Annotated in this window: 24 protein-coding genes and 7 tRNA genes; 6 read left to right on the forward strand and 25 right to left on the reverse strand. The window is 67.6% G+C overall.

Translation table 11 applies throughout. The features are described 5' to 3' along the window. Positions 1-91: 91 nt before the first annotated feature. The 9 genes from Q1X76_RS01180 to Q1X76_RS01220 all read right to left on the reverse strand — a co-directional run bounded on the left by Q1X76_RS01180 (position 92) and on the right by Q1X76_RS01220 (position 9,059). Positions 92-565 (reverse strand): response regulator, encoded by a 474-nt coding sequence (locus Q1X76_RS01180; RefSeq protein ID WP_300717545.1) that lies wholly within the window; start codon positions 563-565, stop codon positions 92-94. 41 nt (positions 566-606) lie between these two features. Further along, positions 607-1,263: a sensor histidine kinase gene (locus Q1X76_RS01185; RefSeq protein WP_300717546.1), complete on the reverse strand. Its 657-nt coding sequence runs from the start codon at positions 1,261-1,263 to the stop codon at positions 607-609. 2 nt (positions 1,264-1,265) lie between these two features. Beyond that, positions 1,266-1,676 carry a response regulator gene (locus tag Q1X76_RS01190; protein WP_300717547.1) on the reverse strand — a complete coding sequence of 137 codons (411 nt, stop codon included), beginning with the start codon at positions 1,674-1,676 and terminating at the stop codon, positions 1,266-1,268. Between the two features lies 1 nt (position 1,677). Then, positions 1,678-3,399, reverse strand: a complete 1,722-nt coding sequence (locus Q1X76_RS01195; protein WP_300717548.1) for a PAS domain-containing sensor histidine kinase — start codon at positions 3,397-3,399, stop codon at positions 1,678-1,680. 40 nt (positions 3,400-3,439) lie between these two features. After that, positions 3,440-3,859 (reverse strand): DUF1634 domain-containing protein, encoded by a 420-nt coding sequence (locus tag Q1X76_RS01200; protein ID WP_300717549.1) that lies wholly within the window; start codon positions 3,857-3,859, stop codon positions 3,440-3,442. A 27-nt stretch (positions 3,860-3,886) separates the two neighbouring features. Then, positions 3,887-4,975, reverse strand: coding sequence for a sulfite exporter TauE/SafE family protein (locus tag Q1X76_RS01205; protein WP_300717550.1), 1,089 nt, complete (start codon positions 4,973-4,975; stop codon positions 3,887-3,889). 741 nt (positions 4,976-5,716) lie between these two features. Further along, positions 5,717-7,069: a sodium:alanine symporter family protein gene (locus tag Q1X76_RS01210; RefSeq protein ID WP_300717551.1), complete on the reverse strand. Its 1,353-nt coding sequence runs from the start codon at positions 7,067-7,069 to the stop codon at positions 5,717-5,719. Positions 7,070-7,631: 562 nt separating this feature from the next. After that, positions 7,632-8,888, reverse strand: a complete 1,257-nt coding sequence (locus Q1X76_RS01215; protein ID WP_300717552.1) for a competence/damage-inducible protein A — start codon at positions 8,886-8,888, stop codon at positions 7,632-7,634. A gap of 30 nt (positions 8,889-8,918) precedes the next feature. Continuing rightward, a complete protein-coding gene (locus Q1X76_RS01220; RefSeq protein ID WP_300717553.1) occupies positions 8,919-9,059 on the reverse strand; it encodes a hypothetical protein in 141 nt (46 codons plus the stop codon). A 292-nt stretch (positions 9,060-9,351) separates the two neighbouring features. Between Q1X76_RS01220 and Q1X76_RS01225 the strand changes: the two genes are divergently transcribed. Both Q1X76_RS01225 and Q1X76_RS01230 read left to right on the forward strand, forming a co-directional pair. After that, positions 9,352-11,043, forward strand: coding sequence for a sensor domain-containing diguanylate cyclase (locus Q1X76_RS01225; protein WP_300717554.1), 1,692 nt, complete (start codon positions 9,352-9,354; stop codon positions 11,041-11,043). After that, positions 11,033-12,043 (forward strand): RluA family pseudouridine synthase, encoded by a 1,011-nt coding sequence (locus Q1X76_RS01230; protein WP_300717555.1) that lies wholly within the window; start codon positions 11,033-11,035, stop codon positions 12,041-12,043. The genes Q1X76_RS01225 and Q1X76_RS01230 overlap by 11 nt, the downstream gene beginning before the upstream one ends. A gap of 343 nt (positions 12,044-12,386) precedes the next feature. On the opposite strand, the gene Q1X76_RS01235 is transcribed toward Q1X76_RS01230, so the two are convergent. From Q1X76_RS01235 to Q1X76_RS01260, 6 genes are all read right to left on the reverse strand, one after another. Next, positions 12,387-12,782, reverse strand: coding sequence for a PaaI family thioesterase (locus tag Q1X76_RS01235; RefSeq protein ID WP_300717556.1), 396 nt, complete (start codon positions 12,780-12,782; stop codon positions 12,387-12,389). Positions 12,783-12,868: 86 nt separating this feature from the next. Then, positions 12,869-13,765 carry a Tim44-like domain-containing protein gene (locus tag Q1X76_RS01240; protein ID WP_300717557.1) on the reverse strand — a complete coding sequence of 299 codons (897 nt, stop codon included), beginning with the start codon at positions 13,763-13,765 and terminating at the stop codon, positions 12,869-12,871. A 158-nt stretch (positions 13,766-13,923) separates the two neighbouring features. Next, positions 13,924-14,988, reverse strand: a complete 1,065-nt coding sequence (locus Q1X76_RS01245; RefSeq protein WP_300717558.1) for a DUF4198 domain-containing protein — start codon at positions 14,986-14,988, stop codon at positions 13,924-13,926. Positions 14,989-15,301: 313 nt separating this feature from the next. Next, positions 15,302-16,129 carry a ComF family protein gene (locus tag Q1X76_RS01250; protein ID WP_300717559.1) on the reverse strand — a complete coding sequence of 276 codons (828 nt, stop codon included), beginning with the start codon at positions 16,127-16,129 and terminating at the stop codon, positions 15,302-15,304. Next, a complete protein-coding gene (locus Q1X76_RS01255; protein ID WP_300717560.1) occupies positions 16,116-16,715 on the reverse strand; it encodes a flavodoxin family protein in 600 nt (199 codons plus the stop codon). Before Q1X76_RS01255 ends, Q1X76_RS01250 begins: the two co-directional genes overlap by 14 nt. Next, complete coding sequence (locus Q1X76_RS01260; RefSeq protein ID WP_300717561.1) at positions 16,715-17,338, reverse strand: MBL fold metallo-hydrolase; 624 nt, start codon at positions 17,336-17,338, stop codon at positions 16,715-16,717. The genes Q1X76_RS01255 and Q1X76_RS01260 overlap by 1 nt, the downstream gene beginning before the upstream one ends. Before the next feature lie 203 nt (positions 17,339-17,541). Between Q1X76_RS01260 and Q1X76_RS01265 the strand changes: the two genes are divergently transcribed. Continuing rightward, on the forward strand, positions 17,542-19,995 hold the full coding sequence (locus Q1X76_RS01265; protein ID WP_300717562.1) for a diguanylate cyclase: 2,454 nt from the start codon (positions 17,542-17,544) through the stop codon (positions 19,993-19,995). Between the two features lie 738 nt (positions 19,996-20,733). On the opposite strand, the gene Q1X76_RS01270 is transcribed toward Q1X76_RS01265, so the two are convergent. Further along, positions 20,734-21,228 (reverse strand): protoporphyrinogen oxidase, encoded by a 495-nt coding sequence (locus Q1X76_RS01270; RefSeq protein ID WP_300717563.1) that lies wholly within the window; start codon positions 21,226-21,228, stop codon positions 20,734-20,736. 68 nt (positions 21,229-21,296) lie between these two features. Further along, the gene (locus tag Q1X76_RS01275) at positions 21,297-22,232 is read right to left on the reverse strand and encodes a hypothetical protein (RefSeq protein ID WP_300717564.1); all 936 of its coding nucleotides are present in this window, start codon (positions 22,230-22,232) and stop codon (positions 21,297-21,299) included. A 477-nt stretch (positions 22,233-22,709) separates the two neighbouring features. On the opposite strand from Q1X76_RS01275, the gene Q1X76_RS01280 reads away from it, so the two are divergent. The 3 genes from Q1X76_RS01280 (at position 22,710) to queE (ending at position 24,585) form a co-directional block, all read left to right on the forward strand. After that, positions 22,710-23,291 (forward strand): manganese efflux pump MntP family protein, encoded by a 582-nt coding sequence (locus Q1X76_RS01280; protein WP_300717565.1) that lies wholly within the window; start codon positions 22,710-22,712, stop codon positions 23,289-23,291. A gap of 200 nt (positions 23,292-23,491) precedes the next feature. Then, a complete protein-coding gene (locus tag Q1X76_RS01285; protein WP_300717566.1) occupies positions 23,492-23,908 on the forward strand; it encodes a 6-carboxytetrahydropterin synthase in 417 nt (138 codons plus the stop codon). Next, positions 23,908-24,585, forward strand: a complete 678-nt coding sequence (gene queE, locus Q1X76_RS01290) for a 7-carboxy-7-deazaguanine synthase QueE (RefSeq protein ID WP_300717567.1) — start codon at positions 23,908-23,910, stop codon at positions 24,583-24,585. The genes Q1X76_RS01285 and queE overlap by 1 nt, the downstream gene beginning before the upstream one ends. Before the next feature lie 448 nt (positions 24,586-25,033). On the opposite strand, the gene Q1X76_RS01295 is transcribed toward queE, so the two are convergent. The 8 genes from Q1X76_RS01295 to Q1X76_RS01330 all read right to left on the reverse strand — a co-directional run bounded on the left by Q1X76_RS01295 (position 25,034) and on the right by Q1X76_RS01330 (position 26,595). Then, positions 25,034-25,687, reverse strand: a complete 654-nt coding sequence (locus Q1X76_RS01295) for a GntR family transcriptional regulator (protein ID WP_300717568.1) — start codon at positions 25,685-25,687, stop codon at positions 25,034-25,036. A 229-nt stretch (positions 25,688-25,916) separates the two neighbouring features. After that, positions 25,917-25,991 (reverse strand) — tRNA-Gly (locus tag Q1X76_RS01300). A 56-nt stretch (positions 25,992-26,047) separates the two neighbouring features. After that, a tRNA-Gly gene (locus Q1X76_RS01305) sits at positions 26,048-26,122 on the reverse strand. A gap of 17 nt (positions 26,123-26,139) precedes the next feature. Beyond that, a tRNA-Gly gene (locus tag Q1X76_RS01310) sits at positions 26,140-26,214 on the reverse strand. 31 nt (positions 26,215-26,245) lie between these two features. Then, positions 26,246-26,320, reverse strand: a tRNA-Cys gene (locus tag Q1X76_RS01315). An 8-nt stretch (positions 26,321-26,328) separates the two neighbouring features. Beyond that, a tRNA-Gly gene (locus Q1X76_RS01320) sits at positions 26,329-26,403 on the reverse strand. Between the two features lie 33 nt (positions 26,404-26,436). Continuing rightward, positions 26,437-26,511: transfer RNA gene (locus Q1X76_RS01325), tRNA-Cys, on the reverse strand. A gap of 9 nt (positions 26,512-26,520) precedes the next feature. Then, positions 26,521-26,595: transfer RNA gene (locus tag Q1X76_RS01330), tRNA-Gly, on the reverse strand. Positions 26,596-26,684: the final 89 nt, after the last annotated feature.

Raw genomic sequence — 26,684 nt, forward strand, 5'->3', positions numbered from 1 at the left:
ACTACGGAAACGATACGGCGGACGGCCCCCGGCGGCTGCCGGGCCTTTTTCCTGTCCGGCGGACCGGCCGCCGGACAGGGGCAATGGCGGCCTAGAGCTTGTGCTCGGCCAGGATGTCTTTTTCGTTGAGGACGTCCTGGGCGGATTCGAAATCGCCGCCCTCGGCCAGGCTGACAGCCACCATGGCGTTTTCCACCTTGTCACGGTAGGCCATGCGGATGCTGCTCAGCAGCTCGTCGATGTCCATGGGCTTCTTGAGGAAGTTGTAGGCTCCCATGCGGTAGGCGGTCTGTTCTTCGGCATCGCCGCCATGACCGGTCAGGATGATGACCTGCACCTGGGGGTTGCTCTTCTTGACGCTGCGCAGCACTTCGAAACCGTCCATGCCGGGCATGCGCAGGTCCAGGACGATGACGTCGGTGGGATCCTCGACAGCCTTGAGGGCCTGCGGGCCGTCATAGGCCACGCGCGCTGCGAAACCGCGCATGGCAAGGCGTTCGGCAAGCGTGTCCACAAACTGTTTTTCGTCGTCTACCAGCAGAATCTTGATCTCTTCCTTGCTCATGCCATTCTCCTTCACCCGGTGATGCCGGGAAAAATATCGTTCTAGTCCTCATCCCCGCAGGCGGAGATGGAGAGGAAAAAGCGCTGTGCCGGATCACGCCAGGGCATCAGCAGGGCCTGCCAGCCGGGCCGGGGCCGGGCATTGAGCAGGGGGCTGCCCGTCAGGGCCGCCAGGGCCATGTCGCGATTGGCGCCATCGCAGACTTCGATGATGATGCCTTCCGCCTTGTTCTGGCGACCGGCGGAAAAGCGCAGCCGCACCTGGCCGCCCACGGAGGCGCATAGGTCGAAGATGTCCAGCAGGGCGCGCATGACGGCCAGCGGAGGCACGGCCGACCAGACCGGCTCCTCGCTGTCGGCGCATTCCAGCACCATCTGCACGGCGCGGGCCCGGCGGGCCGCCATCAGGCAGAAGGTGCGCGCCACGCGGGCCAGGTCGCAGGGCGCGTTCTCGTTGTCGCTGTGGCTGACCTGGGCCATGTATTCCATGCACTCGGCCAGGGCAGCGCCGCGCAGGATCTGCTGCTGGACCTCCTTGAGCGCCTTGACCACGCGCGGGTCGGCGGCCTTGTCCGAGGCGGCGGCCAGCTGCACCATGTCCTGGGCCAGGCCGGCGGATTCGCGGATCACGGCCAGGACGTTGCGCATGTCGTGCGTGGCCGAAGCCAGCAGACGCCCCATGCATTGCGAATCGGTCATGTTCACGCCCCCTTGCCCGGATTGTCGGCAGCGCCGCCGGAACGGGCCGCGGCTTCCAGCGTTTCCAGAAACATGCCCAGGCTCAGCGGCTTGGTCAGGCAGGCGAAGGCCCGGGCCACGGGACTGTCGCCGGAATCGTCCACCGAATCGTGCCCGGTGAGCACGATGACCGGCAGGCCGGGGTATTTCCGGCAGACCTGCTGCAGGACCTGATCGCCGGGCAGCCCCGGCATGAACAGATCCACCACCATGACGTCGGGCAGGGCCCCGCCGGCGGCCATCTCGTCCAGGGCGCCCAGGGCCGCCTTGCCGTCCAGGGCCACGCGCACCTCGATGCCGCGCAGGTCCAGACGTTCGGCCAGGGTCTCCACAAACTCTTTCTCGTCATCGGCCAGCAATACACGCATTGCCATCTTATGCCTCCACAGGACGTTCCGGCGGTGTAAGCGGCAGCGTGATGCTGACCGTCGTGCCCTTGCCTTCGGTGCTGTCCACGGTGATCTCGCCGCCCAGGCGACGCACGATACCGTAGGTGATGAACATGCCCAGACCGTTGCCCTTCTCCTTCTTGGTGGAATAGAAGGGCTCGAAGATGTGCTTGAGCACGTCCGGGCCCATACCCTTGCCGTTGTCCGCGATGCGCACCTGCACCATGCCGTCCGCCCGGACGGAGCAGGCGATGTCCACCCTGCCGCCGTCGGGGACCGCATCCAGGGCGTTGCCCATGATGTTGAGGAAGACCTGCTGCAGCTGGCCGCGGTCGGACACGATGTCCGGCAGGCCCTCGGCGAAGTCCGTGGCGATGGTCACGCCGCGGTTCTTGGCGCCGCGTTCCAGGAAGCCCATGGTCTCGGTCAGCACTTCGGGCAGGCTCAGGTCCTGGCGGTTGGCCTCCATGCGGCGGGCGAAGCCCAGCAGGCGGTGGGTGATGCCGCGGGCGCGCTCCACCGTGCTCTCGATGGCTTCCAGCAGGCTGATGAGCCTGTCCTTGCGCTCGAAGTTGCCGCTCATGTGCAACAGGTCGAGACCGAGGCCGGCCTTCTCGTTGATGACGGCCAGGGGGTTGTTGACCTCATGCGCCACCCCGGCCGCCAGACGGCCGATGGACGAGAGCTTCTGGTTGTGTTCCATCTGGGCGAAGACCGCCACGCGCCGCTCGTCGCTGGCCTGCAGGCGGCCCACCAGATGCTTGATGAGCAGGTGCGAGACCAGGACGATGATCACGATGCCGCCGCAGAAGACCAGCAGCAGCTCGCTGCGCAGGGCCGTCCAGGGCTTGTAGATGTCCAGGGTGGGCTTGACCGCCATGAGCATGAAGTCCGTGCCCGCCAGGCTGGTGTAGGCCACCATGAGATCCCGCCCGCTGTCGTCCTTCCAGGAACGCACCGTGGTCTCGAAGGAGGTGGGCGGCAGGGTCAGGGGCAGCTTGTCCAGCACCTTGCCGTAAAAGCGCGAGTTGGTCTGCAGCACGCCCTCGCTGTCGCAGAGAAAGGCGTCGGTATCCTGCATCAGGCCCACGGCCGCCACCAGCCGTTCCAGGCGGGAGGTGTCGATGGTCACGCGCAGGGTCCATTCCCGGCCGCTTTCCTCCATGCGGTGCACGGCGATGACCATGTGCGGGAAACCGCGCAACCCCAGGAACACGTCGCTGATGTACCGGCCCTTGACTTGGGTCTCGGTCAGCCAGGGCTGCCCGGCGTAGTCCGCGTCCTTGAGCTTGTAGGGGCCCACATAGGCCACCTGCCGCCCGTTCACATCCACCAGGCCCATGTCCACGAAGCCCTGGAACTCGCTCTTGAGCGCCAGGAAGACGCGGTTGAGGGTCTGTTCGTTGGTCAGGTCGTCAAAGCTGTAGGCATGGGCGATCAGACTGACGGTGGAGGCCCGTTCGCCGAGGAAGAGCTCCAGCGAAGCCTGGGACTTGCGTACCATGGCGTAGAGCGGGTTCTCCATCTCCTGTTCCAGGGTGCTCATGTACTGGGCATGGTTGATGCCGGTGAGGATCAGCAGCGGCGTCACCGAGACCGTGACCATCAGGATGGTCATGATGCGTCGCAGCGAGCGGTAACGCGCCGGCGACACGGCATCCGGCACTTCCAGCAGGTGCCCGAAATAGGCTTTGATTGCAGATAACATGCGACCTCCCGCGCAAAACGGCGCGGCCTGATCCGTCGGCCTAATGCCCGCCGCCCACCAGGACGCCGGAGGCGGCCAGCACCAGCACCAGCACTTCGAGCACGGCGATGACGCACAGCAGCCACTGCTTGCGGCGCGCCAGCGAAAGCGCCAGCTGGGCGAAACAGATGATGGTCAGACCGGCCAGGATGATGATGCCCACGAAGTTGCAGATATCGCCCTTGCCGATGAGGGCCAGCCAGCCCCAGCCCTGGGGGATGCTGCCGGCGGCGCGGTAATCGGCGGCGTTGCCGGTCCACAGGTGCGGCAGCTGGTCAAGGGGGATCTGCGGCGTGAGGATGCCCGTCACATACAGCACATAGGTGACCAGCATGATCACGAAACCCACAAGGGAACCATAGAACAGAGTGTCGGCATAGCGCAATTGCGCGGGCGAAGCCTGGATGTCATTCTTGTTCATTTTCTGTCTCCTTAGATGCCCGTCGGCTTACCAGCCCAGGCCCTTGAGCAGCGCCTTGGCGCCAGAGAAAAACAGCACGGCGATGACCATGATACGGATGAACTTGGGCTTGGCCTTGGCCAGCAGGCGCACGCCCACCACGGAACCCAGCATCAGGCCCACGATGGACGGGATGGCCATCAGCGGGATCACGCAGCCCTGGTTCAGATAGACCCAGGCGGCGGAGGTGTCGGTGATGGAGAGCAGGAACTTGGAGGTACCCACGCTGACCTTCAGCGGCACGCCCATGAGCAGGTTGAGCACGGGCACGTTGGCCCAGCCGGCGCCCAGGCCGAACATGCCGGCCATGATGCCGATGAGGATGAAGAGCAGCAGACCGGCCAGGGTGCGGTGGGTCTTCCATTCCACCACTTCACCGGTGCTGGGCTCGAGGAAGACGCCGTTCATGCCCAGGGCGATGCCCACGGCGTCCTGCTTCGTGACTTCGGGACGCACGGAGTTCTTGGAGAAGAAGAGCAGCACGGCGATGCCCAGAATGGTCAGGCCCAGACAGGTCTGGAGGATGTTGGTGGGCAGGGCCAGGCCCAGCATGGCGCCCAGGATGGAGCAGGCCGAGGCGATGAGGGCCACGGGCAGGGCCAGGCGCAGGTTGGCGAAGTTACGGCGCAGCAGACCGGGACCGGCGGCCAGGGCACCGGCCAGGGCCACCAGCAGGCCCGCGCCTCGCACGAAGTCCAGGTGGAAGGGGAAGAAGCCCGAGACCAGCGGCACGAAGAGCACGCCGCCGCCCACACCGGCCATGACGGCGATGATGCCGAGGATGAAGCAGAAGAAGAGCAGGGTCACGGGCCAGAACCACCAGGGGTGGTTGTCCACCACCGGAGCGGCCTGCACGTCGCCCGTGGAAGGTGCCACCGGCGAAGGCGTCACGGCCGCGTCCTGGGCCGGAGCGTCGGCGGCGGCCAGGCTGACCTGGGCGGCGGGCGCCGGAGCGTCATCGGCCGCCATGGAGATGGCCGGAGAGGCCAGGACGAAGATCAGGAAAAACAGAACGAGCCACTGCCCGGCAGCGGCTTTGACGGTACGGGCCGTCGTTGCAAGTGCGTTGCGCGCCATGTGATCCCCCTTTACTTTCTGGTGGGGCAGGGCCCCACATGCATTCGTAGCGGATGGTCAGAGACTACGCGCACAGGGGGGCGTGCGGTATCAGGAGAATCCTGAAATCGCGTCCTTCGGCGGCGATCACGCGGCGCTTTGTGTATAATCTATTGTTTTTACATGGCATATTTGCTGCAAAATCATTATGGACGGCGGCGTGGCCGCAGGTCACGCTCCCTGCGGCAGGGACGGGCCTGGGGGATTTCCCCATGCGGCGGGAGAAAACTCCAGGGGGGCATCGGATGTACACCCTTCCAGGGATCTCCCCATGCGGAGGGAGAAAACGCGACGGATATCCCCGGTACACGGCCCTGTCCCGTGCCTCGGGAGAGGGCGGGGAAGCAGCGCACGCACCGGGGCGGGCTCCGGCGCGCGGGCCGGGGCGGCGGCCCTGCCGGAATCCCGGCCCGGTCCGGCGTGCTCCCTTGCGGGGGGGCTGGCGGCATCGCCATGCCGGGGCGGCGTGCGGCTCTTCCCTTGCCCGTGGCGCGCAGGACGGGCTCCTTACCGTGGACGCATGCGGGCCACGGCGGGGCAGGGGGAAAGGGCCTGCGGCGCTTGTGCGCAGGCTGCGGCCGCAGGCGGTTGCGCCCGGCAGGCAGACGAAAGCCCCGCACTGGCGGGGGCTTCGCATCTCTGGCAGACAGGGCGCTGCGCCCGGGCGGACGATCCCGGCCCGGGGCGCAGGTGTCCGCCGGTCTAGCTTTCCGTACCGGCGTCTCCCCTCAGGGAGCGCAGATAGGCCATGGTCTCGGCCTTGACCACGGGTGTCAGCATGATGAGGCCTATGAGGTTGGGGAAGGCCATGAGGGCGTTGAAGATGTCGGACAGAACCCAGACCAGGTCCAGCTTCATGGACGCGCCCAGACCCACGGAGATGATGAAGGCCCAGCGGTAGGGGATGATGGCCTTGCTGCCCAGCAGGTATTCGATGGCCTTTTCACCGTAATAGCTCCAGCCAAGGATGGTGGAGTAGGCGAAGAGGATGATGCCGATGGTCACGATGAGGCCGCCCAGTTCGCCGGGCAGGCCCGTCTCGAAGGCGTAGGAGGTGAGGGGAGCGCCGTTCTTGCCGGAGGTCCAGACGCCGGTGACGAGGATGACCAGGCCGGTCATGGAGCAGACCACCAGGGTGTCGATGAAGGTCTGGGTCATGGAGATCAGGGCCTGGACCACGGGCTGGCTGGTGCGGGCGGCAGCGGCGGCGATGGGGGCCGAACCCAGGCCGGATTCGTTGGAGAACAGGCCGCGGGCCACGCCCAGACGGATGGCCATCATCACCGTGGCGCCGGCGAAGCCGCCGGTGGCCGCCACAGGCTGGAAGGCGCTGGACACGACCATGCCCAGGACGCCGGGGATCTCGGCGGCGTGCATGATGAGCACCACCAGGGCGCCCAGCACATAGAGGGCGATCATGACGGGCACCAGCAGGGCGGTCACGCGGCCGATGCTGCGCACACCGCCGATGATGACGGCGGCGGTCAGGCCCATGAGTACGATGCCGGTGATGCCGGGAGCGATGGAGAAGCTGTGGTTGAGGGCGTCAGCCACGGAATTGGACTGCACCATGCTGCCGATGCCGAAGGTGGCGATGGCCGCGAAGAAGGCGAAGAGCGTGGCCAGCCATTTCCAGCCCAGCCCGCGCGAGATGTAGTACATGGGGCCGCCGCTGAAGGTGCCGTTCTCGTTCTGCACGCGGTATTTCACGGCCAGCACGGCCTCGGCGTACTTGGTGGCCATGCCCACGAGGCCGGTCATCCACATCCAGAACAGCGCGCCGGGGCCGCCGATATAGATGGCCGTGGCCACGCCGGCGATATTGCCCGTGCCCACCGTGGCGGAAAGGGCCACCATCAGGGCCTGGAAATTGGAGATGTCGCCTTGGGCCTTGCGGTCCGGCGTCTTGCGCACGATGAGGGTGAAGGCGTGCACCAGGTGGCTGAATTGCAGCGCGCGCAGGGAAAGGGTCAGCCACAGGCCCGTACCCACCAGCAGGATCATCAGGGGCAGGCCCCAGACATAACCAGCGACGACATTCAAGAAATCCAGCATGTTCCCTCCCGGTAAAGGGGCAGCCCCCGGCAGCCCCCGGCGCTTCTCGGATTAATTCCATTGCGCCGTAGTTTACAACGATTCAACCATGCTATAAAAATTCCAGACGGCTGCAAAGGGGTTTCGGCCGCAAAAGCTCACATCTTCCACATTTCATCGAGCCCGCTGCCGGAGATCCCCGGGCGGACAGAGGGGGTGTCATGATCCGTTCCCTGTTGTCCTGCCTGCGGCTGGTGCAGGTACTGTTCTTTTCCCTTCAGGCCGCAACGGTCCATGCGCGCGCGGATGTCCCTCCATCGCGCTGAAAGGCCCGGTACGCCATAGAGGGACCATTTCGCCCGCCATGTCCCGCATGCTCCTGCGGCCCATTGGCGTCATGTCCTTCCTGATGGAAGCGCGCCGGGGAAAGGATGGGGGGCTTCCCTTTCCCCCCAACAAGCTGCGGATGGTCTCAGCCCATGCTCAAGGGGGCCTCCCCCGGACAAACGCCCCTGCCTCCTGACTTCGGCCCGGCGCGCGCAGGGCCGGAGAGGGCCTTCCCGCCAGCAGCGGCCAACGGCTGTCAGGCCTCCATCTCCACGGGCAGGCCGAGCATGGCCCGGCGCAGCATGTCCAGGGCATGGCTGGCGGCGCGCTGGCGGGTCCAGGCGCGGCCCATGTAGCGGCCGTGGGGGCGCATGACGCGCAACCAGGTGCGCTGCCCGTCGCTGAGGGCGATATGGACCAGCCCCACGGGCTTGGTGTCCGTGCCGCCGCCGGGTCCCGCAATGCCGGAGATGCCGATGCCCCAGGTGCTGCCGTAGCGCCTGAGGGCCTGCTCCGCCATGCAGCGGGCCACTTCGGGACTGACCGCGCCCACCCGGGCCAGCAGGTCTTCGGGGACGCCCAGCAGGCAGGTTTTGGCTTCGTTGGCGTAGGTCACGAGCCCCTGGCGGAAGACGGCCGAAGCGCCGGCCACGTCGGTGATGCGTTTGGCCAGCAGGCCGCCGGTGCAGGATTCGGCCGTGGTCAGGGTCTCGCCGCGCTGCAGGAGCAGGGGCACGACCACGCTTTCCAGGTCGTCCACGTCCACGCCGTAGACCCGGTCGCCCAGACGGCGGCAGACAGCCTCGCGCACGGGCGCGAGCAGGGCCTCGGCCTCCTGCGGGCCGGCGGCCTTGGCCGTGATGCGCACGAACATCTCGCCGTCGGTGGCGTAGGTGGCCACGGTGGGATTGGCCGCGGCGGTCAGGTCGCGCAGGCGCAGTTCGGCGTCGCCCTCGCCCAGGGCGAAGGTGCGCACCATGCTGGAGCGGATGCAGGCCCCTGTCCGCTGCGCGAGCCAGGGCACGACCTCGTCATGCAGCATGGGCAGGAGCTCGGAAGGCGGGCCGGGCAGCATGATGACCAGCCCGCCCCCCGCCGCCGGCGCGGCGCAGCCCGGGGCGGTGCCCACCCTGTTGACGAAGGCGCGGCTGCCGCGCGGCAGCCAGGCCTGCTTGTACTGGTTCTCGCCCACAGGTCGGTCGCCGAAATATTCCCTGAGGCGGCGCAGGCTGTCGGCATCCTCCTCCAGGGGCAGGCCCAGGACGCGGGCCACGGTCTCCTTGGTCAGATCGTCATTGGTGGGCCCCAGGCCGCCGGTGGTGATGACCCAGGCGCTGCGCTGCAGCGCGGCGCGCAGGCATTCCTCCAGACGGGCGGCGTTGTCGCCCACCACGCAGGCATGGTGCAGGTCGGCACCCAGGCCGGAAAGGGCGCGGGCCACATGGGCCGCGTCGGTATTGACGGTGTGGCCGAGCAGAAGCTCGGTCCCTACGGCGATGATCTCGGCTTTCATGATGTTCCCTCGTGCGGGCCGCAGGCGGGCTCAGGCGGTGAAGATGCCGTCCGGCCAGCGGCGAAAAAAGTCCTGTCCGGCGGCAGCGGTGCGCCCGCTCAGGATGCTGGCGTCCTCGCGTATGGCCGCCACGCCCAGCCGGGCGGAGGCCAGTTTGCAGGCATGGTCCATAAGCCGGCGCTCCATGCGGGCGGCGTCGGCCCCGGCGTGGAAGTGCAGGGCCAGTTGCCCCGCTCCTGCCCGGAAGGCCTGGTGGGCGTGATGTCCGTGGAGGCCAGCAGGACGGCGTCGGGCGGCAGGTCGTGTCGTCGTGCCGGTGCGGCGCAGGCGTCCCGTCCAGGGCCTCCGGGGGAGGCGGCGCTCTCCGTTGCTCCTGTCATACACGCGGAAGACCTGGAGGGAAAGACTTGCTCCTCCTGTATGCTTTTGCTAGTAGCTATATATTATGCCCGGGATGGACACTATGAGCGATGTACCGTTACCTGCTGATTTGCCCGAACTCCGGTTGGAAGAGACCGGGGACGCCCTGTGGCAGTGGAACGTCCTTGACGACGTCCTCGTCCTGAGCCCTCAGGCCGCCTCTCTGCTGGGCCGGGAGGAGCCGGGCCTTTTCAGGGGCAGTTTCCGGGAGCTGTGTGAAAGCCTGCCCGTCGCACGGCGGGAAGGGACACGCCAGCTGCTCCGCAGCGTGAGCGATCTGTCGTCGGAAGCGGCCACGGAGGTCCTCCAGACCATCGCCGAGGACATCGTCTGCTGCCGCTGTATCGTGCTGGAGCGTTTCCCCACGGGAAAGCCCCGCAGCCTGGTGGGCATGCTGACCCGCATGGACGGCCGGAGACGCCTGTACGCGGCCTGCGGCGACGGCAACTGGGTCTATGATCTTGCCCGGCAGGAATTCTCCCTGGACAGGAGCTGCGCCCGCCTGCTCCAGCGCTCCGAAGACGGCCCGCTGCGCGCCCCCCTCCAGACGGTGCTGGACATGCTGACGCCCGAATCGGCCCGGCTGCTGCTGGACCGCTTCGCCCAGCGTTTCGCATCCGATCTTTCCAACAACAGTTTCGTGGAACGCCTGCTCCTGGATCTGCCGGACGGCAGCCGGAAGCGCTTTCTCGTCTGTGGTGCCCTGGTAGGACGCGGGGAGTACGGCAGGCCGGCCTACATGACGGGCAATCTTGTCTGCGAGGACAGGGACGAGCTCCCGGACTCGGCCTCGGGCAAGAACAACGAGATCTCCCTCATGGCCCTGTTCGACGGCGGCGACGGCCTGTGGGACTGGAACATAGAAAAGGATACCATCTACTACAGCCCCCGCTACATCACCATGCTGGGCTATGATGAGGGCAGCTTCGGCTATACCTTCGCGAGCTGGCGGGACAAGCTGCATCCTGACGAAAAAACGAGCATCCTGAAACAGCAGATGGACGTCATCATGTCGCCCCGCTACGGCGACAGCTACGAGCAGTCCTTCCGCATGCGCAGGGCGGACGGCTCCTACTGCTGGATCCTGAGCCGCGCCCGCGTGCTGCGGCGCAACAGCCACGGCCGCGCCATGCGCCTCATCGGCCTGCATACGGACATCACCACCACCCAGGGGGAACGCGATCGCCTGGCGGAAATGATCGAATACGACCCTCTGACCGATGCCCACAGCCTGGTCTATTTTTACCATGAGCTGGACCGCCTGTCCCGGCTGGCGGACATGAAGGTCTGCATCATCAGCTGTGACGTCAACGGCCTGAAACTGGTCAACGACTACCTGGGCCACGAGACCGGCAACGACATGCTGCAGTCCGCGGTCCGTCTGCTGCGCACGTCCGTCCGTTCCTCGGACTGTGTGGCGCGGCTGGGCGGCGACGAGTTCGCCGTGCTGCTGCCCCAGTGCGACCTGCGCAACGCCACGCGGATCCTGGAAAAGATCCGGGGCGTGTTCATGCACTACAACGAGCATTCCGGCAATGTGCCGGTCATCATGTCCTTCGGCCTTTCCGGTACCGAGGAGGCCGCCTCGCTGCGGGAGGCCCTGGCCCTGGCCGACCGGCGCATGCTCCATGAAAAGCACTCCAGTCGCCTGGATTCCGGTCATGCCATCAAGGCCTGGATAGAAAAGAGCAAGGATTGCGTGGTCTCACTGGAGGATACACGTTATGACGGCTGAAACGCCCGATCCCAATACGGTCGTTGTGGATCCCCGCGAAGGCGGGCAGAAACTCCTGCAGTTTTTGCAGCGCCGCCTGGAGCTGCCCCCGTCGCTGCTGCATCGCTGGATCCGCACGGGACAGGTGCGCCTCAACGGCTGCCGCGCCCGGCCCTTCTGCCTGGTGGCCGCAGGCGACAGCGTGCGCCTGCCGCCCTTCGCGCTGGGCATGAGCCGCCAGAGCAAGGCCCCCGGCAGCGGACGGCCGCAGGAGCAGGGCGGCGACAGGCCCCGGCCTCCGGCCCTGCCGTCCGCACCGCGCCCCTTGCAGAAGGACGGCGACCTCTGGGTCTTCTGCAAGCCCGCCGGGCTGCCCACCCATCCCGGCACCGGCCATGCGGACAGCCTGTCCAGCCGTCTGGCGGCCCAGGCCGGGGACGCGCCCTTCAAGCCCACGCCTGTGCATCGTCTGGACAAGGACACCTCCGGCATCCTGCTGGTGGCGGCCAGCTTCGGGGTCCTGCGCGAACTGACCACGGCCCTGCGCGAACGGCGCATGAAGAAGGAATATCTGGCCTGGGTGGAAGGTCGCTGGCCGTACGGCGGCGTGCGCCTGTTCCGGCACTGGCTGCGCAAGGACAAGGAGAGCGCGGGCGGACGCCAGCAGATGCGTGTGCGCCGGCAGGGCGCGGGCGGTGGCGCCCCCGGGGAGGCGGAGGCCCTGCTCCTGGTGCGGCCCCTGTGCGTGGAGAGCGGCCGCAGTCTGCTGCTGGTGCGGCTGCTGACCGGCCGTACCCACCAGATCCGGGCCCAGCTGGCCGCCCTGGGCCATCCCATCGAGGGCGATGTCAAATACGGGGCCCGCGGACGGGCCGCCGGGAGCCCCATGTATCTGCACGCCATGCGCGTCATCCTGCCGGACGGGCGGCGCTTCTCCTGCCTGCCCGACTGGCCCGCCGACCGGCTGCCGCCGGCCCTGCCCGACGAGATCGAGGAGGCGCCGGGCCGGGCGGCTGGATGACGCGCTCCCGGGCGATATGACAGGGGACGGTCACGGACCGTCCCTTTTCCCTTGCCACGGGCGGGGCCCCGTGCGGCGGCAGCCGGTCGGCGGGCCGCCATGCGCTGCCCTGTCCCGGCCTGCGTCGCCGGACAGCAGCGGCACGACAGAAGAACGCCTGTCGCGCAGGTGGTCGCTGTTGCCCTGTATGGTCCGTTGTCCCCTGCCGTGCGGACGGTCGCCATTGTCCGATCGAACGGATCTCCTGCTGTCGCCCCCGGCAGCGGGGAACAAAAAACCACCCGTCATGCGGGTGGTCATCGTGTGTCCTGCGTCCGTGCCCGCTCAGGGGCGGGGGGACCGGCTAGCGGGGCAGGGGGGTGTTGGTCTGGAAACCGGTGGCCATGCACCGGGCCACATGGGCGCCGCTGCCGTCGTAGACATTGACGTCATAGGTGAGCACATGCGCGCCGTTGCGCACCAGGCGGGCCTCGGCCCTGAGGGGGCTGACCAGGCCGGGGCGCAGGTATTCGATGGTGGTGGAGAGGCTGACCACGGCGTATTCGTTATCGGCATTGGCGGCGGAACCGAAGGCCACGTCGGCCAGGGAGAAGATGGCGCCGCCGTGGGCGACGCCCATGCCGTTTTTGTGGTTCTCTGTGATGGGCATGGTCACACGGGAATATTCCCGGGTGGCTTCTTCGATATCCATATCAAGATAACGCACGAGCTTGTCGTGCTTGCGGACATAGCTTTCCATAAAGGCTCCTTGTCCCCTGTACGGGGCATGAAAAAAGGCCGGAAGAACTCCGGCCTTCTGTTGGTGCTTGTTCTCCATTGGAGAGCTTACGCTACTTGCTGGATGCCGTCCAGTTTCCAGGTGCCTCCGTCGAGGATCCTGACGAAGTGCCAGATCTCGCGCACATTGGACGGCGTGGTCTGTTCGGGGCGTTCGCGCATCAGCACGTCGAAATAGACCTGGGCGCGCTGTTCGGCGCCTTCGTTGACCACGCTCAGCAGCTGGGCGTTGACCAGCAGGATCTCGGTCTTGCTGGGGTCGGTCTCTTCGGCCAGCTGCTGGCGCACGGCTTCCATGACGGCCGGGCTGGCGAACTGGGCGATATCGTTGAGGTCGCGGCTGTCCCAGGCGGCCTGCAGGCGGTTGTAGGCCATTTTCGCGCCGCGCAGGAACTCGTCGGCATCGAAATCCGCCGGCATGGGGATGACGGCTTCGGGCTGGGCCGCGCTGTTCTGGCCGCTCAGGCTGTCCCAGCCGGTGGCGGCGCCGTCGTCGCGCTGCATGGGCGCATCCATGCCGCCCAGGGGCGAGCCGCCGGCAGAAGCCGGCGCGGGACTGGCCTTGCCGCGGGCACGGGCAAAGAGCTTCAGGCCCACGAACAGCAGGATGCCGAGCAGCAGGATGTCCATGATGCCGCCGCCGGAGAAGCCGCCGCCGAAGAGCAGGGAGCCGATGAGCGAACCGGCCAGAAGACCGCCCAGAAGGCCGCCCATGCCGCCGAGGAAGCCTTTTTTCTGGGGCTGCTGTGCCTGGGCCGCCTGCTGGCGCTGCTGCGTGCTCTGGCGCTGCATGGCGGAGGGAGCCGGGGCGGGCTGGGACATGGAGGGACGGCTGCCGAAGGAGCGGCCCCCGCCCAGACGGGCCGCGTCGGCCGTATCGGGCAGGGCGTAGATACAGGCGCCGGCCAGCATGATGAGCATGGTCAGGATGGCTTTGATTTTCATTCGTGTCTCCGTATGTGTGAAAAAATGCACAGATGCCTCTTTTTCAGTACCATCTACTATAACGGCCTTGGGCAAAAAGGCAAGGCCTGCCGGGCCCGCATGACCGTCCACCGTGCTTTACCTGACTTTAACAGTCGGGAATAGCTGTTGAAAAATTCTTATTTCGCCGCGGCCTTGGCCGGTTTTTCCGGCAGGTCCTGGGCGTCCACATAGAGCCAGAGGACGCTGCCCACGGTCAGGGGGGTCGGCTGGCCGTCGGGGCCCTTGAGCGGCTGCCCGGGGACCTCCACCACGCAGCACCACCAGCCGGGCGCGTTGGGAATGAAGACGAAACGGCCGCCGTCGTCGGTGCGGGCTTCCAGATCATGCTGCCAGGACGGGCGCGCGGGCTTTTTCTCGGTGCGGATGCGGTCCATGTAGACGCGGGCATGGTCCAGGGGGCCTTCGGGGCCCACGGCCATACCGGCAAAGCAGCTGCCCGGGACAAGGCCGAAAGGACGGGTCAGGGGCAGGATCTCCAGACGCAGGCCCGCCCGGCGGTCCCAGCCTTCCTCCTCGCCGCAGACCGGCAGGATGCTCTTGACATACTGCTGTTCGAAGCAGCGGCGCTCCGCATTGTAGCGCGGGCGGGTCTCGGTGATGAACTGATAGAGACCGGCTTTGTCGATGGCCACATTGGCGCCCCAGGCCCTGACATCCAGATAGAGGCTTTCTTCCATGTCGCCCAGCAGGTCGCGGCGCTCGGGCTGGGGATTGCCGTTGACGGCACGGGTCTGGGCGTCATAGCGCAGCGCGGCGAAAAGCTGGGGCATGTCCATGGGCAGGGCGGCATGCTCCCGGGGGCGCATCAGGCTGATGAGCATGTCCACTTCCTCATCGAGCGGCGCGGGCTGCGGTCCCTCCGTGGCGCCGCTGTCGGTGGCGGTGGCGCCTTCGGCGGGCGTTTGCCCGTCGGTCTCCGCCGTGGCCTTGCCGTCCTTCCCGGCAGGGGCGGCCTTGCGCTCCTGACTGTCCTTGTGTTCGGCGTTTTTGCCTTCCCGGGCCTGTTTGCGCGCCTGCCCGTCAGGGCGCGCGGCCTGCGCGTCCTTTTTGTCCGCAGGGGCGTCGATGCTGGTCCGGCTGGGGATGAGCAGGGTCACTTCGGCGCGGGCAGGGGCAGTGGCGAGCAGGAAGACGGCCAGGGACAGGGTACAGGCCAGCAGGGCGGCGCGTGGCAATGGCATGCTTTTGTCCTTGTTTTTTAGGGGAAAGATGCAAGAGATGTAGCAATATTCGCCGGTTTTGTCATGCGTCATTTCCACCGCCTTCCGTGGGCGGGGAGGGCGAAGTTGAAGTGGCGGGCCAGCCTGATGCGCCCGCTGAGAGAGCCCGCGCGGGGACGGGGCCTGCCGGGCCGGCGTGCCATCCTCTCCGCCGGGGCCGCGTTGGTTCCCGGCATCCGCCGCCGGCTGCGGTCCGGGGCGCGGCGCCTCTTCCTTTTTGATGCTGCGGTCCCGGCGCTTGGGAGCGGCGACATCGATGGGCCCTCGTCGCCGCTTAGGGCAGGGGCGTGCGTGCCAGGGCCAGGACGTCCACGCGCCGGGCCCCTGCCGCGCGCAGCGCTTCGGCGGCGGTCCGCAGGGTGCTGCCGGTGGTGATGATGTCGTCCACCAGCCAGAGATGCAGGCCTTCGAGCGCGGGCGCGCAAAAGCTCCCCACAGGGTTGCGCCGTCGCAGGGCCGCGGGCAGGCCGGTCTGCGGCGGGACCTCCTTCGTGCGACGCAGCAGGGGCCGCACGGGCAGGTCCAGCTGCAGCCCCAGGGCCACGGCCAGTTCGTGGGCCTGATTGTAGCCGCGCCGGAAAAGGTGTTTGGGATGCTGGGGAACAGGCACGATGACGTCGGGCAGGGGCAGACAGGCGGCGGCTTCCAGCAGCATCCCTGCCAGCAGGAAGGCCAGGGCGGGGCGGCCGCCGTGCTTGAAGCGCAGGATGAGCTGGCGCAGGCGTCCTCCGTAGTCGCCGCAGAGGGCCAGGGCCTGCCAAGGGGGCGGACGGTGCAGGCAGTCACCACACAGCTGCCGTCCGCCGGCCGGCCCGGGCAGGGACAGGCCGCAACTGCGGCAGCGGGCCCCGGAGAGCGGGGGCAGGGCGCGGGCGCAGTCGGCGCACAGGCCGCAGGCCCGCATGCGCGCCCGCAGAAGGGGCTCCGCCGTCTTCGCGCAGTCCGCTCCGCTGACAGGCATGCCGCAGGCCGGGCAACGGTGTTCGTCCAGTCCCAGCAGGATGGTCAGGGCCTGAAGCAGACGGGACGGCCGCCCGGGGACAGCGGCCCCGGACAGGCCGGGAGCGTCCGCCGGGACGTCCGTGATCTCAGGGACGCGCATGGGGGGTCGTGTGCCAGCGCCCGGCCCAGTCCCGGCCCCAGTGGCGCAGTCCGTCGCAGAGCTCTGGACGGGCGAGCAGGTCCCCTGGCGCAGCCAGTCCGCGCAGGGTGCGGGTGTCGGCCAGAGAGGAGCCGAAACAGGCGAAGAAATATTTGAGCCCCAGCAGGCTGCCGCTGAAGAGCTGCTCCCCGCGCGGACGGGCCGCCGCCAGCGCCGCCAGCACCACGGGGCCCCGGACCGCGCCCCCGCCGCTCTCCCGGACGGACCAGAGGCGCTGGCCACGATCCACCAGGGCCTTGGCCTGGGCGGGCAGACCGTAGAAATAGACGGGCGAGGTCCAGAGCACGAGATCCGCGGCGGCGATGGCCGCGAAGACGGCTTCCGTGTCATCGTCCGGGGACAGCGGGCAGGCGTGGGGCGGCCGGGCGCAGCTCTGGCAGCCGCGGCAGGGGCGGATGCGCTTTTCCTGCAGGGCGATCTCCTCCACGGCCGCGCCGCTGCCGGACAGTCCCTCCAGTATCAGGCGCGCCATGGTCCGTGTGGTGCCGTTGGCGCGGGGACTGCCCAGCAGGGAAAGGATGCGCATCAGCGGAAATCCCCGCAGAAGGGATTGTTGCGGCGTTCGTCGCCGATGCTGGTGGCCGGGCCGTGGCCGGGCAGGACGCCGGTCTCGTCCGGAAGGGCAAAGAGCACCTGACGGATGGAGCGCAACAGGGTGTCATGATCGCCGCCGGGGAAGTCCGTGCGGCCCAGGGAGCGGTAGAAGAGGGCGTCCCCGGTGAAGACGGCCTTTTCCTCCGGGAAGTAATAGGAGACGCCGCCGGGCGTGTGTCCGGGCGTGTCCAGCACCGTGCAGGCCATGCCGCCGAAGACCTGCTCGCCCATGGGCAGGTCCCGGCTCTCGAAGGGGGGCACCGGCGGGAAGCCCCAGATGCCGCCGTCGGAGGATTCCGTGCCCGCCAGGCAGGCATCGTTGGCCGGGGAATAGACGGGCGCGCCGGTCTCGCGCACCAGGGTGGCCACGCCGTACATGTGGTCGAAGTGACGGTGCGTGAGGCAGATGGCGGCCAGGGTCAGGCCCTTGGCGCGCAGGTCGTGCAGGATGGGGGCGGGATCGCCGCCCGCGTCGATGACCACGGCCTGGCCCTCCTTGTAGACAAGGTAGCTGTTGGTCTCCAGCGGGCCCAGAGCATAGACGGAATAGGGCATGGTTGTTTCCTTTGTGAAAGGGGATTTCCCTCTTGGTAGCGCAGGAGGGCGCGGGGGGCAAGTTCCGTGCTTTGCCGTCGCCTGCGTCCGCCCGGCGCGGCGGCAGGGATTCTTGAATTTTTCTAGACAACAGCCGGGGCGCTCACTACACTGCCGCTATGAATACCGCACCCGCCGCCTGCGATCTGAGCCGCAGGGATCTGATGGATATGGATGCCCTCCTGATGCAGGAACTGGGCAGATTCGTCCCCTGCTCCCACCACGCCCTCTACTTCCCCACCGACCACGCCCCCCGGCGGCCGGAGCTGCTGCCCCGGGAGCATCGCCTGCTGCTGCCGCTGCACCGGCACGGGGCCCTGCTGGGCGTGCTCATGCTGCACGGGGTCAGGGTCAGGCAGACCCGCAGCCTGCTGCCGCAGCTGCCGGCCATCGCCGGGCTCTGTCTGGAAGTCCTGGCCCGGGTCAAGGCCACGCGCATGGACGCCGTGACCGGACTGGCCACGGAGCAGGTGCTCTATGACGCCATGGAGGACGAGGCCGCCCGGGTGCGCGGCATCTTTGCCGATCCCTCGTGCGGCGACGGTCAGAACGCCCCCCTGCACCGCCTGTGCATGGGCCTGGTCCTGCTCCACTTTTCCAACGGGCGCGAGCTGGTGGGCCGCATGGGTTTTCGCTTCGTCGATGAACTCATGCGCCGGGCCGCCGCGGCCCTGCGTCAGGAGCTGCCCTCCGATGTGGTGGCCGCCCGCGTGGGCCGTTTCGGCATGGCCCTGCTGCTGCCTTCGGTGAGCGGTCGCGGCGCCTGCCAGAAGATGGCCGAAGCCGCCCTGGCCCGCATGGCCGGGGCCGCCATGCCCGCCCCGCTCACGGGCAGGACGGTGCGTCCCCACCTGAGCGCCGGGCATGCCGTCTATCCGCAGGACATGGCCGGGGCCGAACTGCGCCTGCCCATGTTCGAGCAGGCCCGCATGCTCATGGAGCGGGCCCGGCTCGCGGCCCGCATGACCTCCCGGCCCGGTGCGCCGCATGTGATGCCCTTTGCCCGCATCCTGCAGGACGGTGGCACGGTGCTCAGGGCCCTGTCGCAGGGGCGGGTCCGCGTGGGCCTGGGGGCCCAGACCAAGGCCCGGGAAGGCATGCGCTTCGCCGTCTGGGGGCCGTCGGCCCAGGATCAGGACGGGGCCAGCAACCAGTATAAGGGCGAGATCGTGCTTTTGCAGGTGCGGGAACTGTATTCCGTGGCCGAGACCGTGCATCTGGCGGACGCCACGGCGCCGCTGGAAGCCGGTGACCGCCTCAGCCTGCTGGAAGTGCCGTCCCTGTCGTCCTTCCCGGGCGGGAAAAGTACCGGGCCCGCCGCCACCGGGCAGGGGGCGGGGGACGCCGGCGCAACGGGAGACGCGACGGCGGACAGGGCACCGGCCGCCGGCAGCGTGCGCGAGCTGCGGGCCCGGGTGCCCGTGCTGGAGGGCGGTGCGTGCGCGGGCATCTACGGCCACGGGGATTTCCTGCACCTCTTCGCCCAGGAGAAGGAACGCAGCGGCCGTTTCGCCCTGGTCATCGTGCGTGTGGAGGCCGCCCATGACGAGGAGCAGGAAGCGGCGCTGGGCCGCTGCCTCGGGCTCTGGCGCCAGAGCCCCGACCTGTGCGCCGCTGAGCCCCTCGCGGGCCTGTACGGCAGCAATGCCCTGATCTTTTTCCATGCGGACAGCGCCGCCGAGGCCCTGCTGCCCCGCTACGCGGCCCTCTGCGCCCGGCTGGAGCAGGACGGGCTCTCGGTCTCGGCGGGCATAGCCGGTTATCCTTTCCTGCATTACCGCAAGGGCGAACTGCCCGACTGCGCCCTGAAAGCCCTGGAATACGCCCAGCTGCTGCCGTCGCCGCGCGCGGGCCTGTGCAATTCCCTGGCCCTGAACATCAGCGCCGACCGGCGCTACTCCCTGGGCGACGTCTTCGGCGCCATCGACGAATACAAGCTGGCCCTGCTGGCCGATGCGGAAAACGTGCTGGCCCGCAATTCCCTGGGCGTCTGCATGGCCGCGCTGGGCCGCTACCACGAAGCCCGACGGCATTTCCTGGAGGCCCTGCGCTACAAGGGCGACGCCGGGCCGGAACGGCAGGCACGCATCGCCCAGACCCACTACAATCTTGGTACCGTCTGCCAGCAGCTGGGCGAGCGCCGCGCCGCGGCCCGCTATTACCGCGAATGCATCAAGGATGCCCCGGAGCATGTCTATGCCCACCTGCGCCTGGGGCAGCTCTGCGAGGAGAGCGGCCGCCGCAACGAGGCCCGGCGTTTTTACGAGCTGGCCGCCGCCATCGAGGACAGGCAGGCGGAGCAGAGCGAACAGCACGCTCCCGGTCTGGCCCGGCGCTATCTGGCCCGGCTGGCGGCCCGGCAACGCCACGGCGGCGAAGCCCGCGAGCTGCTGCATGACACCCTGTTGCGCAATCCCTTTGACGCGGCGGCCATGCTCCTGCTGGCCCGCCTCTATCTCGACGGCAACGAGGACCCGGCCATGGCCGAGCTGCTGGCCCGCAAGAGCGTGGGCCTGCGCGACACCTCCGAAGGCTGGCAGGTGCTGGCCCGTGCCCTGCGCGCCCTGGGCCGTGAAGAGGAAGCCAGTCTGGCCGAGGCCCACGCGGCGGTGCGCTAGGCTCAGGCCGCATGACGTTTTGTGCTGGGGGGCGGACGCCTTTGCGTTGCTGTCGATGCCCGTAAGGCCTGCGGCCAACGGGCACGGCCCTGCGGGCCGCCGTCCGGTCGCGCGTTGCTGTCGATGCCCGTAAGGCCCTGAGGCCTAACGGCACGGCCTGCGGGCCCCCTTGGGGGCGCTGCTTGCGGCAAAAAGGGCTTTTCCCTCCGCAACGCCATCCCTCCCCAGCACGCTTTCTTCAGGTGGATGCGGGTCCGGGCCGGCACGGCCGCTTTCCATCCCCCGCTGATCCCACGGAACGTCCTCTCCGCCCGGGACGCTCCCTCGCTGCTCCCCAGAAAGGCGCAGGGAAGGACAGGAGCCGCCCGACGCTGTTGCCGCATGGGCGCTTTTTTGTTCCCGGCAGCGGGCCGGGCAGGTCTCTCGCCGCCCGGCCTTTGTTGTCCGTCCTTTCGGGCAGGGAAGAAGGAATGCGTCAAGCTTCGTAGGGCCTCCCGCCCAGCGGGAGGGTTTCGTTTCATACAAAAAGGCCATCCGTTGATGCGGATGGCCTTTGGCGTTCAGGGGGATGGCGGAAAGCGGCGTGATGGCCGTCCGGCGTCTGTCCTGTGCGTGCGCAGTCGTGGGCGAGGCATGGTCCCACGGATAGAAGCGGCGCCGTAGCCGTGCGAGGCCCCGGGGCGGCGCTGCGCCCCGGACGAGGTGCGGCCCGGGCAGGGCGGCGCGTTCGCGTCCTGCCTAGCGGCCCAGCAGGGCCTTGCTGGCGGGGGTCAGGCCGCGCAGGCTCCTGACGACCTTGTCCGTGCCCAGGCCGGCCGGGTCCTGTTCCATGATGATGAGGATCCGGGCGTCATCGGCATTGACGCGCGTCAGGGTCTCCATGGCCAGGGCGCGGCTGCGCGGGGTGCCGCGAAAGGTCCACATGCCGTCTTCCTGCTGCAGCTCGCTGGGGGCGTCCTGCAGCTCGCGCATGCGGGCGGCGAAGGTCCTGGCATCCATCTTGTCCTGGTTGGGCAGGATGAAGATGGTGATGTGGGCCTCCACGGTCTCCTCACCGCGTTTGCCCAGCAGGAGCATATATTCGTCCGGGTGGCCGCTCTGGAAACCGGGGCGTTCGTCGCTGGTCCAGCCGTCGGGCAGGTCCACGGCGAACTGGCTGAAGGTCTGTTCGGCGGCCGGAACGGCGGCGGCCGTCAGCAACAGGAGCAGGAGGGCAAGAAAGATCGGGCGCATGGGATATCCTTGGGTTGAATGGGGGACCGGGCAGAGCATAGCCCGTGGCGCGGCCGGGAGCAAGGGCTTCAGGCCCGGGGCAGCTGCAACTGGCTGAACGACACGCCCAGGCGCAGGAGGAGGAAGCACCAGGGCAAAAGCTGCAGGATCAGGCTGCGGGCCTTCTGGGGCCGGAACAGGAAGACGCTCCAGCTGATGATGGCCAGGGCCGCCAGCACTGACAGGATCAGGGCGGGCATCTGGGACATGATATCGAAGGAGACGCCGCTGCCCAGGCTGCGCAGCAGGACGGCCAGCAGGGTGCTCCAGAGGTCGATGATGGAGGGCAGATAGCCCACGACGGCCCAGACGGCGCACCAGCGGACGGCCAGGGCGAACTGCGTGTCGTCCGTCATGGGCGGCCTGTGGCGCAGGTACCAGAGCAGGAGCAGGGCCGCGCCGCCCGCCAGCGACAGGTAACGGAAGAGCAGATGCAGGCCCTGGCGGATCTGGAGCAGGATGAAGTCGCTGCGCTCCATGCCCTGCGGCGGCGTGAGCAGCAGGCCCGTGGACAGCAGACTGCCCAGCAGGAAGAGCAGCACGGCCAGCAGGCAGCCCCAGAGCGTCAGGCGCAGGTCGCTCGTACGGTAGGCCGTGACGGACGGGGCCGCAACATCGGGCCAGTGTCGGGAGGCGCGCAACAGGCCCCAGAGCAGCAGGGTGGCGGGCAGCCAGGCCAGCAGGGCCACGCTGGCGGGCCGGGCCAGGAGCTCGGCAAGGGCGGGCGTCTGCGCCTGCCGCAGGGCGTCCAGCAGGGTCATGAGCGGGAACAGGGGCAGGGAGATGGCGGCACAGAACAGGGCTAGGCGCAGGAGCTGGCGGCCGCCCCACAGGCACAGGGCCGCATTGCCCCTGCGCCCGGCCAGCAGGGTCATGAGGATGACGAGCGGCAGGGCCTGGGCCGTCTGCGCGAGCATGGCCTGCAGGTTGCCCAGCCAGTATATGAAGATGAAGGTGCTTTGCATGGTCAGTCTCCTGCCCGCTATATAAGCGTTGCCGGTACGCCCCGCAAGGGGAGGGGCGGCGTGGCCCCGCGTCAGATCAGGCCTTGTCCGCCGCAGCCAGACGGACAGGGCTGCGTTTTGGCCATTGCCGCTTCGCCGGGGCCGCCTGGCCGGTGCCCGTGTCGGCGTGGCCATGCGCAGGCTGGGGCTGTGTGGGACGGGCTGGCGCTCTGCGCTGCTCCCCGTCAGGAGGGCCCCCGTCCGCCGCCGCGCAGGGGAGGCTTGCCGTGCTGTGGGTGCGCGGAGGGAGGTGCCGGGGCTCGCCGATGCGCCCGGGTGCGTGGTTGCCGTCCGTCGCGCGCGGGGCCTGCCGCTCCCTGGCGTCTGCCCGCCGGGGCCCGACGCCGTGCCGGGGCCCGTACGGCGCGGCGCTTGCCGCCGCCGTGAGCTTGCGTTATGTGTCGTCTGTTTCACCTCCGTCAACTTGCGGGATACTCCATGTCATTTTTTACCGTCTTCCTGCTGGCCGTGGCCCTGTCCATGGATGCCTTTGCCGTGGCCCTGGCCTCGGGCTGCGCCATCCGTGAGGTGCGTCCGGGCCAGTATCTGCGGGTCAGCCTGGCTTTTGGCTTCTTCCAGTTTTTCATGCCCCTGCTGGGCTGGTTCCTGGGCCAGTCGGTCCATCATTTCATCGAGGCCTGGGACCACTGGCTGGCCTTCGCGCTGCTGGCCTGGATCGGCGGCAACATGCTGCGTTCCGGCATCGGCGGCCTGCGCAGAGGCGAAGGGCCTTCCTGTCCCAAGAGCGATCCCACCCGGGGCTGGAACCTGCTCCTGCTGGCCGTGGCCACCAGCATCGACGCCCTGGCCGTGGGCCTGACCTTCGCCATGACGGGCACGGCGGCCCTGCTGCCCTCCTGCCTCATCGGCATGGTCTGCGCCTGCATCTCGGCCTGTGGTCTGTTCCTGGGCAAGAAGCTGGCCTCCCTGCCCATGCTCAACGGCTGGGCCGAGGTCCTGGGCGGGCTGGTGCTCGTGGGCATCGGCCTGAACATCCTGCGCGAGAGCGGCGTCATCTAGGCCCCGCGCGGCGGAGGGACGGAGGAGGTGAAAGACCTTCCGCAGCGAACGGCACCTTTCCGCTCCGGTCCCTTCCTCCCGGCCTGCCGCTTGCCGGGCCGTGCCGGGATGCCCTATAGTGCCACAGGCCGGAGGGCCGGAAGGGCCCCTGCCGCGGACGGCCGGGAGCAGCCGCCATGCCCGAGTTTTGAGAGGAGACGATGATCAGCATCTGCCGTTATCATGATATTTCCGTGGGGCACCGCATCTGCGGGCACGAATCCCACTGCGCCCGGCTGCACGGGCACAATTACCGCATCCATTTCACCTGCAGCGCCGACGAGCTGGACGCCCTGGGGCGTGTGCTGGACTTTCAGGTACTCAAGGAACGCCTCTGCCGGTGGCTGGAAGATCACTGGGATCACCGTTTCCTGGTCTGGGAGCAGGACCCCCTGCTGGAAGGCCTGCGGGCCCTGGATCCCTCGGTGGCGGTCCTGCCCTGCAATCCTTCCGCCGAGAACATGGCCCGCTATCTGGGCGAGGTGGTGGGCCCGGCGCAGCTGGCCGGGACCGGGGCGCGTCTGGTGGCCGTGGAAGTGGAGGAGACCGCCAAGTGCAGGGCGCGCTGGAGCCTGTGATGCGGACCTTCGCGGTCAACGAGTTTTTCGTCACCCTGCAGGGCGAGGCTTTTTTCGCGGGCACGCCCGCGGTCTTCGTGCGTTTCCAGGGCTGCCCCGTGGGTTGCCCCTGGTGCGATACGCGCTACGCGGCGCATCTGGACGGCGCGACGCTGGACTTTGCCGCCATCCGCGCCAAGCAGGGAGCGGACGCGGGCTATGCCGACGTGGATCTGCCCGCCCTGCTGGCGGCCATCCGTCAGGCCGGGCCCCGGCATGTGGTCCTGACCGGCGGCGAGCCCTGCCGCCATGACCTGACGGAACTGACGACCCTGCTGGCGGCGGACGGCTTCCGGGTCCAGATCGAGACCAGCGGCACGCTGCCCGTCCGTTGTCACGAGGATGTCTGGCTGACCTTGAGCCCCAAGCTGGACATGCCCGGCGGCCTGCGCGTGCGGCAGGATGTCTGGGAGCGGGCCGGAGAGATCAAGTTCCCGGTGGAGAGTGCCGCGGATATCGGCCGCTTCGAACGGGCGCTGGACGCGGCCCGCGCGGCGGCCGCCCGCCCGCTGACGGAGCTGGTCTGGCTGCAGCCCGTCAGCCAGGGGCGGGAAGCCACGCGCCTGTGCGTGGCGGCGGCCTTTGCCCATCAGTGGCGCGTCAGCGTGCAGGTGCACAAATATCTGGATCTGCGCTGAGGTACGGGTGGCGGGCAGCTATCGGGACCAGGCCGGGGCGCGGACTTACGGTGGCTGTATATCGGGTCTGCGCCGGAGCACGGACCGTGACGGTTCCATATCAGGGCCTGCGCCGGGCGCGGGCTGTGAGGTGACAAGAAAGGCGGCATGCGTTGCATGCCGCCTTTGTCGTATGGCCTTGGGGTTGCCGCGCGCCTGAGCGGCGCAGCAAAAGAACACCCGCTTTGCGGGTGGTTCCCGGTGGGAGCGGATCTGCGGGAAAAAGCGGGGCTCGCCCGGGAAATGTCCGGGAAGCCCGGGAACTGGCGGGGAAGAGGCCGGAAAGCACGGCACCGGGAGCGTCCGGCGACGTATCCGGCGGGAGACGTATCCCCAAAGGGCAGGGCGCTGGCCGGGAGGACCGCCGCCGATGCGTCCCGGACGCGGGACCTGCGGCCCGTACCGCGAGCTAGCGGCGCTTCAGGCGCTGCATCTCGTCCTGCATCAGTTCCAGACCCACCAGGATGTTGCGGCGCATGGCCTCCATGAGCCGGGCCTCGTCCCTGGCCCGGATGGCCGCGAGGATGTCCTTGTGCTGCTGGATGAAGAGCGCGATGTCTTCGGGGGAATAGCGGCGGGTGTTGAGGAAACCTTCCACATAATCCAGCAGATGGCTGTCCACGGCCAGCAGGTGGTTCATGCGTGAAAGGGAGTACAGCTGCAGATGGAAGTCCCTGTCCTTGTGGAAGAAAAAGTCGGCGTCGCGGGTATCGGCCAGATCGCCGGCCAGCTGTTCCAGCTTGTCGATATCTTCAGCGGTGGCCTGCTGCATGGCTTCCCTGGCCAGGGCGCATTCCACCTGTATGCGCAGGTTGAAGATATGTTCGATCTCCTTGGAAGAGGGCGGCATCATGACGATGGCCCCCTTGTAGGGGATGTTCTGCACGAGCCCGGACCTGTCCAGGCGCATGAGGGCATCCCGGATGGGACCGCGGCCCACACCGAGCTTTTTTTCCAGATCCACCAGGACCAGACGGGTGCCGGGCAGGGCCTCGCCGGACAGGATCATGTCGCGGATCAAATCGTAGGCCGCCAGCGATTTGATGGTAGAAGCAGTACTCATGGAAACTCCTTCTGTAAGCTGTATAAAATTGATAAATAATTTATGAAATCATGTCAAATGCACCTCTTGCAACGGGAAAGGGGGAAAAAGCGTGCACTGCCAAAGCCCTATTGCGGCCGAGGAAAAGCGGCCGCCGTGCGCGCGGCGGAATGCAACGTATTGTAACAGCCCGGGCAGGCCGACGTCGGATACAAAAAAAGGGCTTTCCCTGTGGAAAGCCCGAAAATGCTGGAGCGGGAGACGGGATTTGAACCCGCGACTTCAACCTTGGCAAGGTTGCACTCTACCACTGAGTTACTCCCGCGCGGGGTGCGGCATGACCGCTATGGCAAGGACTCGCATGAAGTCCGTATCGGCTTGTGGAGCGGGAAACGGGACTTGAACCCGCAACCTTCAGCTTGGGAAGCTGACACTCTACCGTTGAGTTATTCCCGCCCGAAAGGGCAGTTTTGTGGAGCGGGAGACGGGATTTGAACCCGCGACTTCAACCTTGGCAAGGTTGCACTCTACCACTGAGTTACTCCCGCATCTGGGACTGTATGGTCTCGATCGTTTTTATGGAGGCGACATCCAGATTTGAACTGGAGAATGGAGGTTTTGCAGACCTCTGCCTTACCACTTGGCTATGTCGCCTCATTTTGTGGAGCGGGAGACGGGATTTGAACCCGCGACTTCAACCTTGGCAAGGTTGCACTCTACCACTGAGTTACTCCCGCGCATATGCACGGCATATCCACCGATCGTTTTTATGGAGGCGACATCCAGATTTGAACTGGAGCATGGAGGTTTTGCAGACCTCTGCCTTACCGCTTGGCTATGTCGCCTCATTGTGCTGGAGCGGGAGACGGGATTTGAACCCGCGACTTCAACCTTGGCAAGGTTGCACTCTACCACTGAGTTACTCCCGCTCAACGAAAGAGGGTTCTACGCTAGAGACCCCCTTTCTGTCAAGCAGCTTTTCCAAATTTTGGGAGAAATAAAAAACAGGCTCCCAAGC

The organism is uncultured Desulfovibrio sp., assembly GCF_949282365.1.
Classification (GTDB): Bacteria; Desulfobacterota; Desulfovibrionia; order Desulfovibrionales; family Desulfovibrionaceae; genus Desulfovibrio.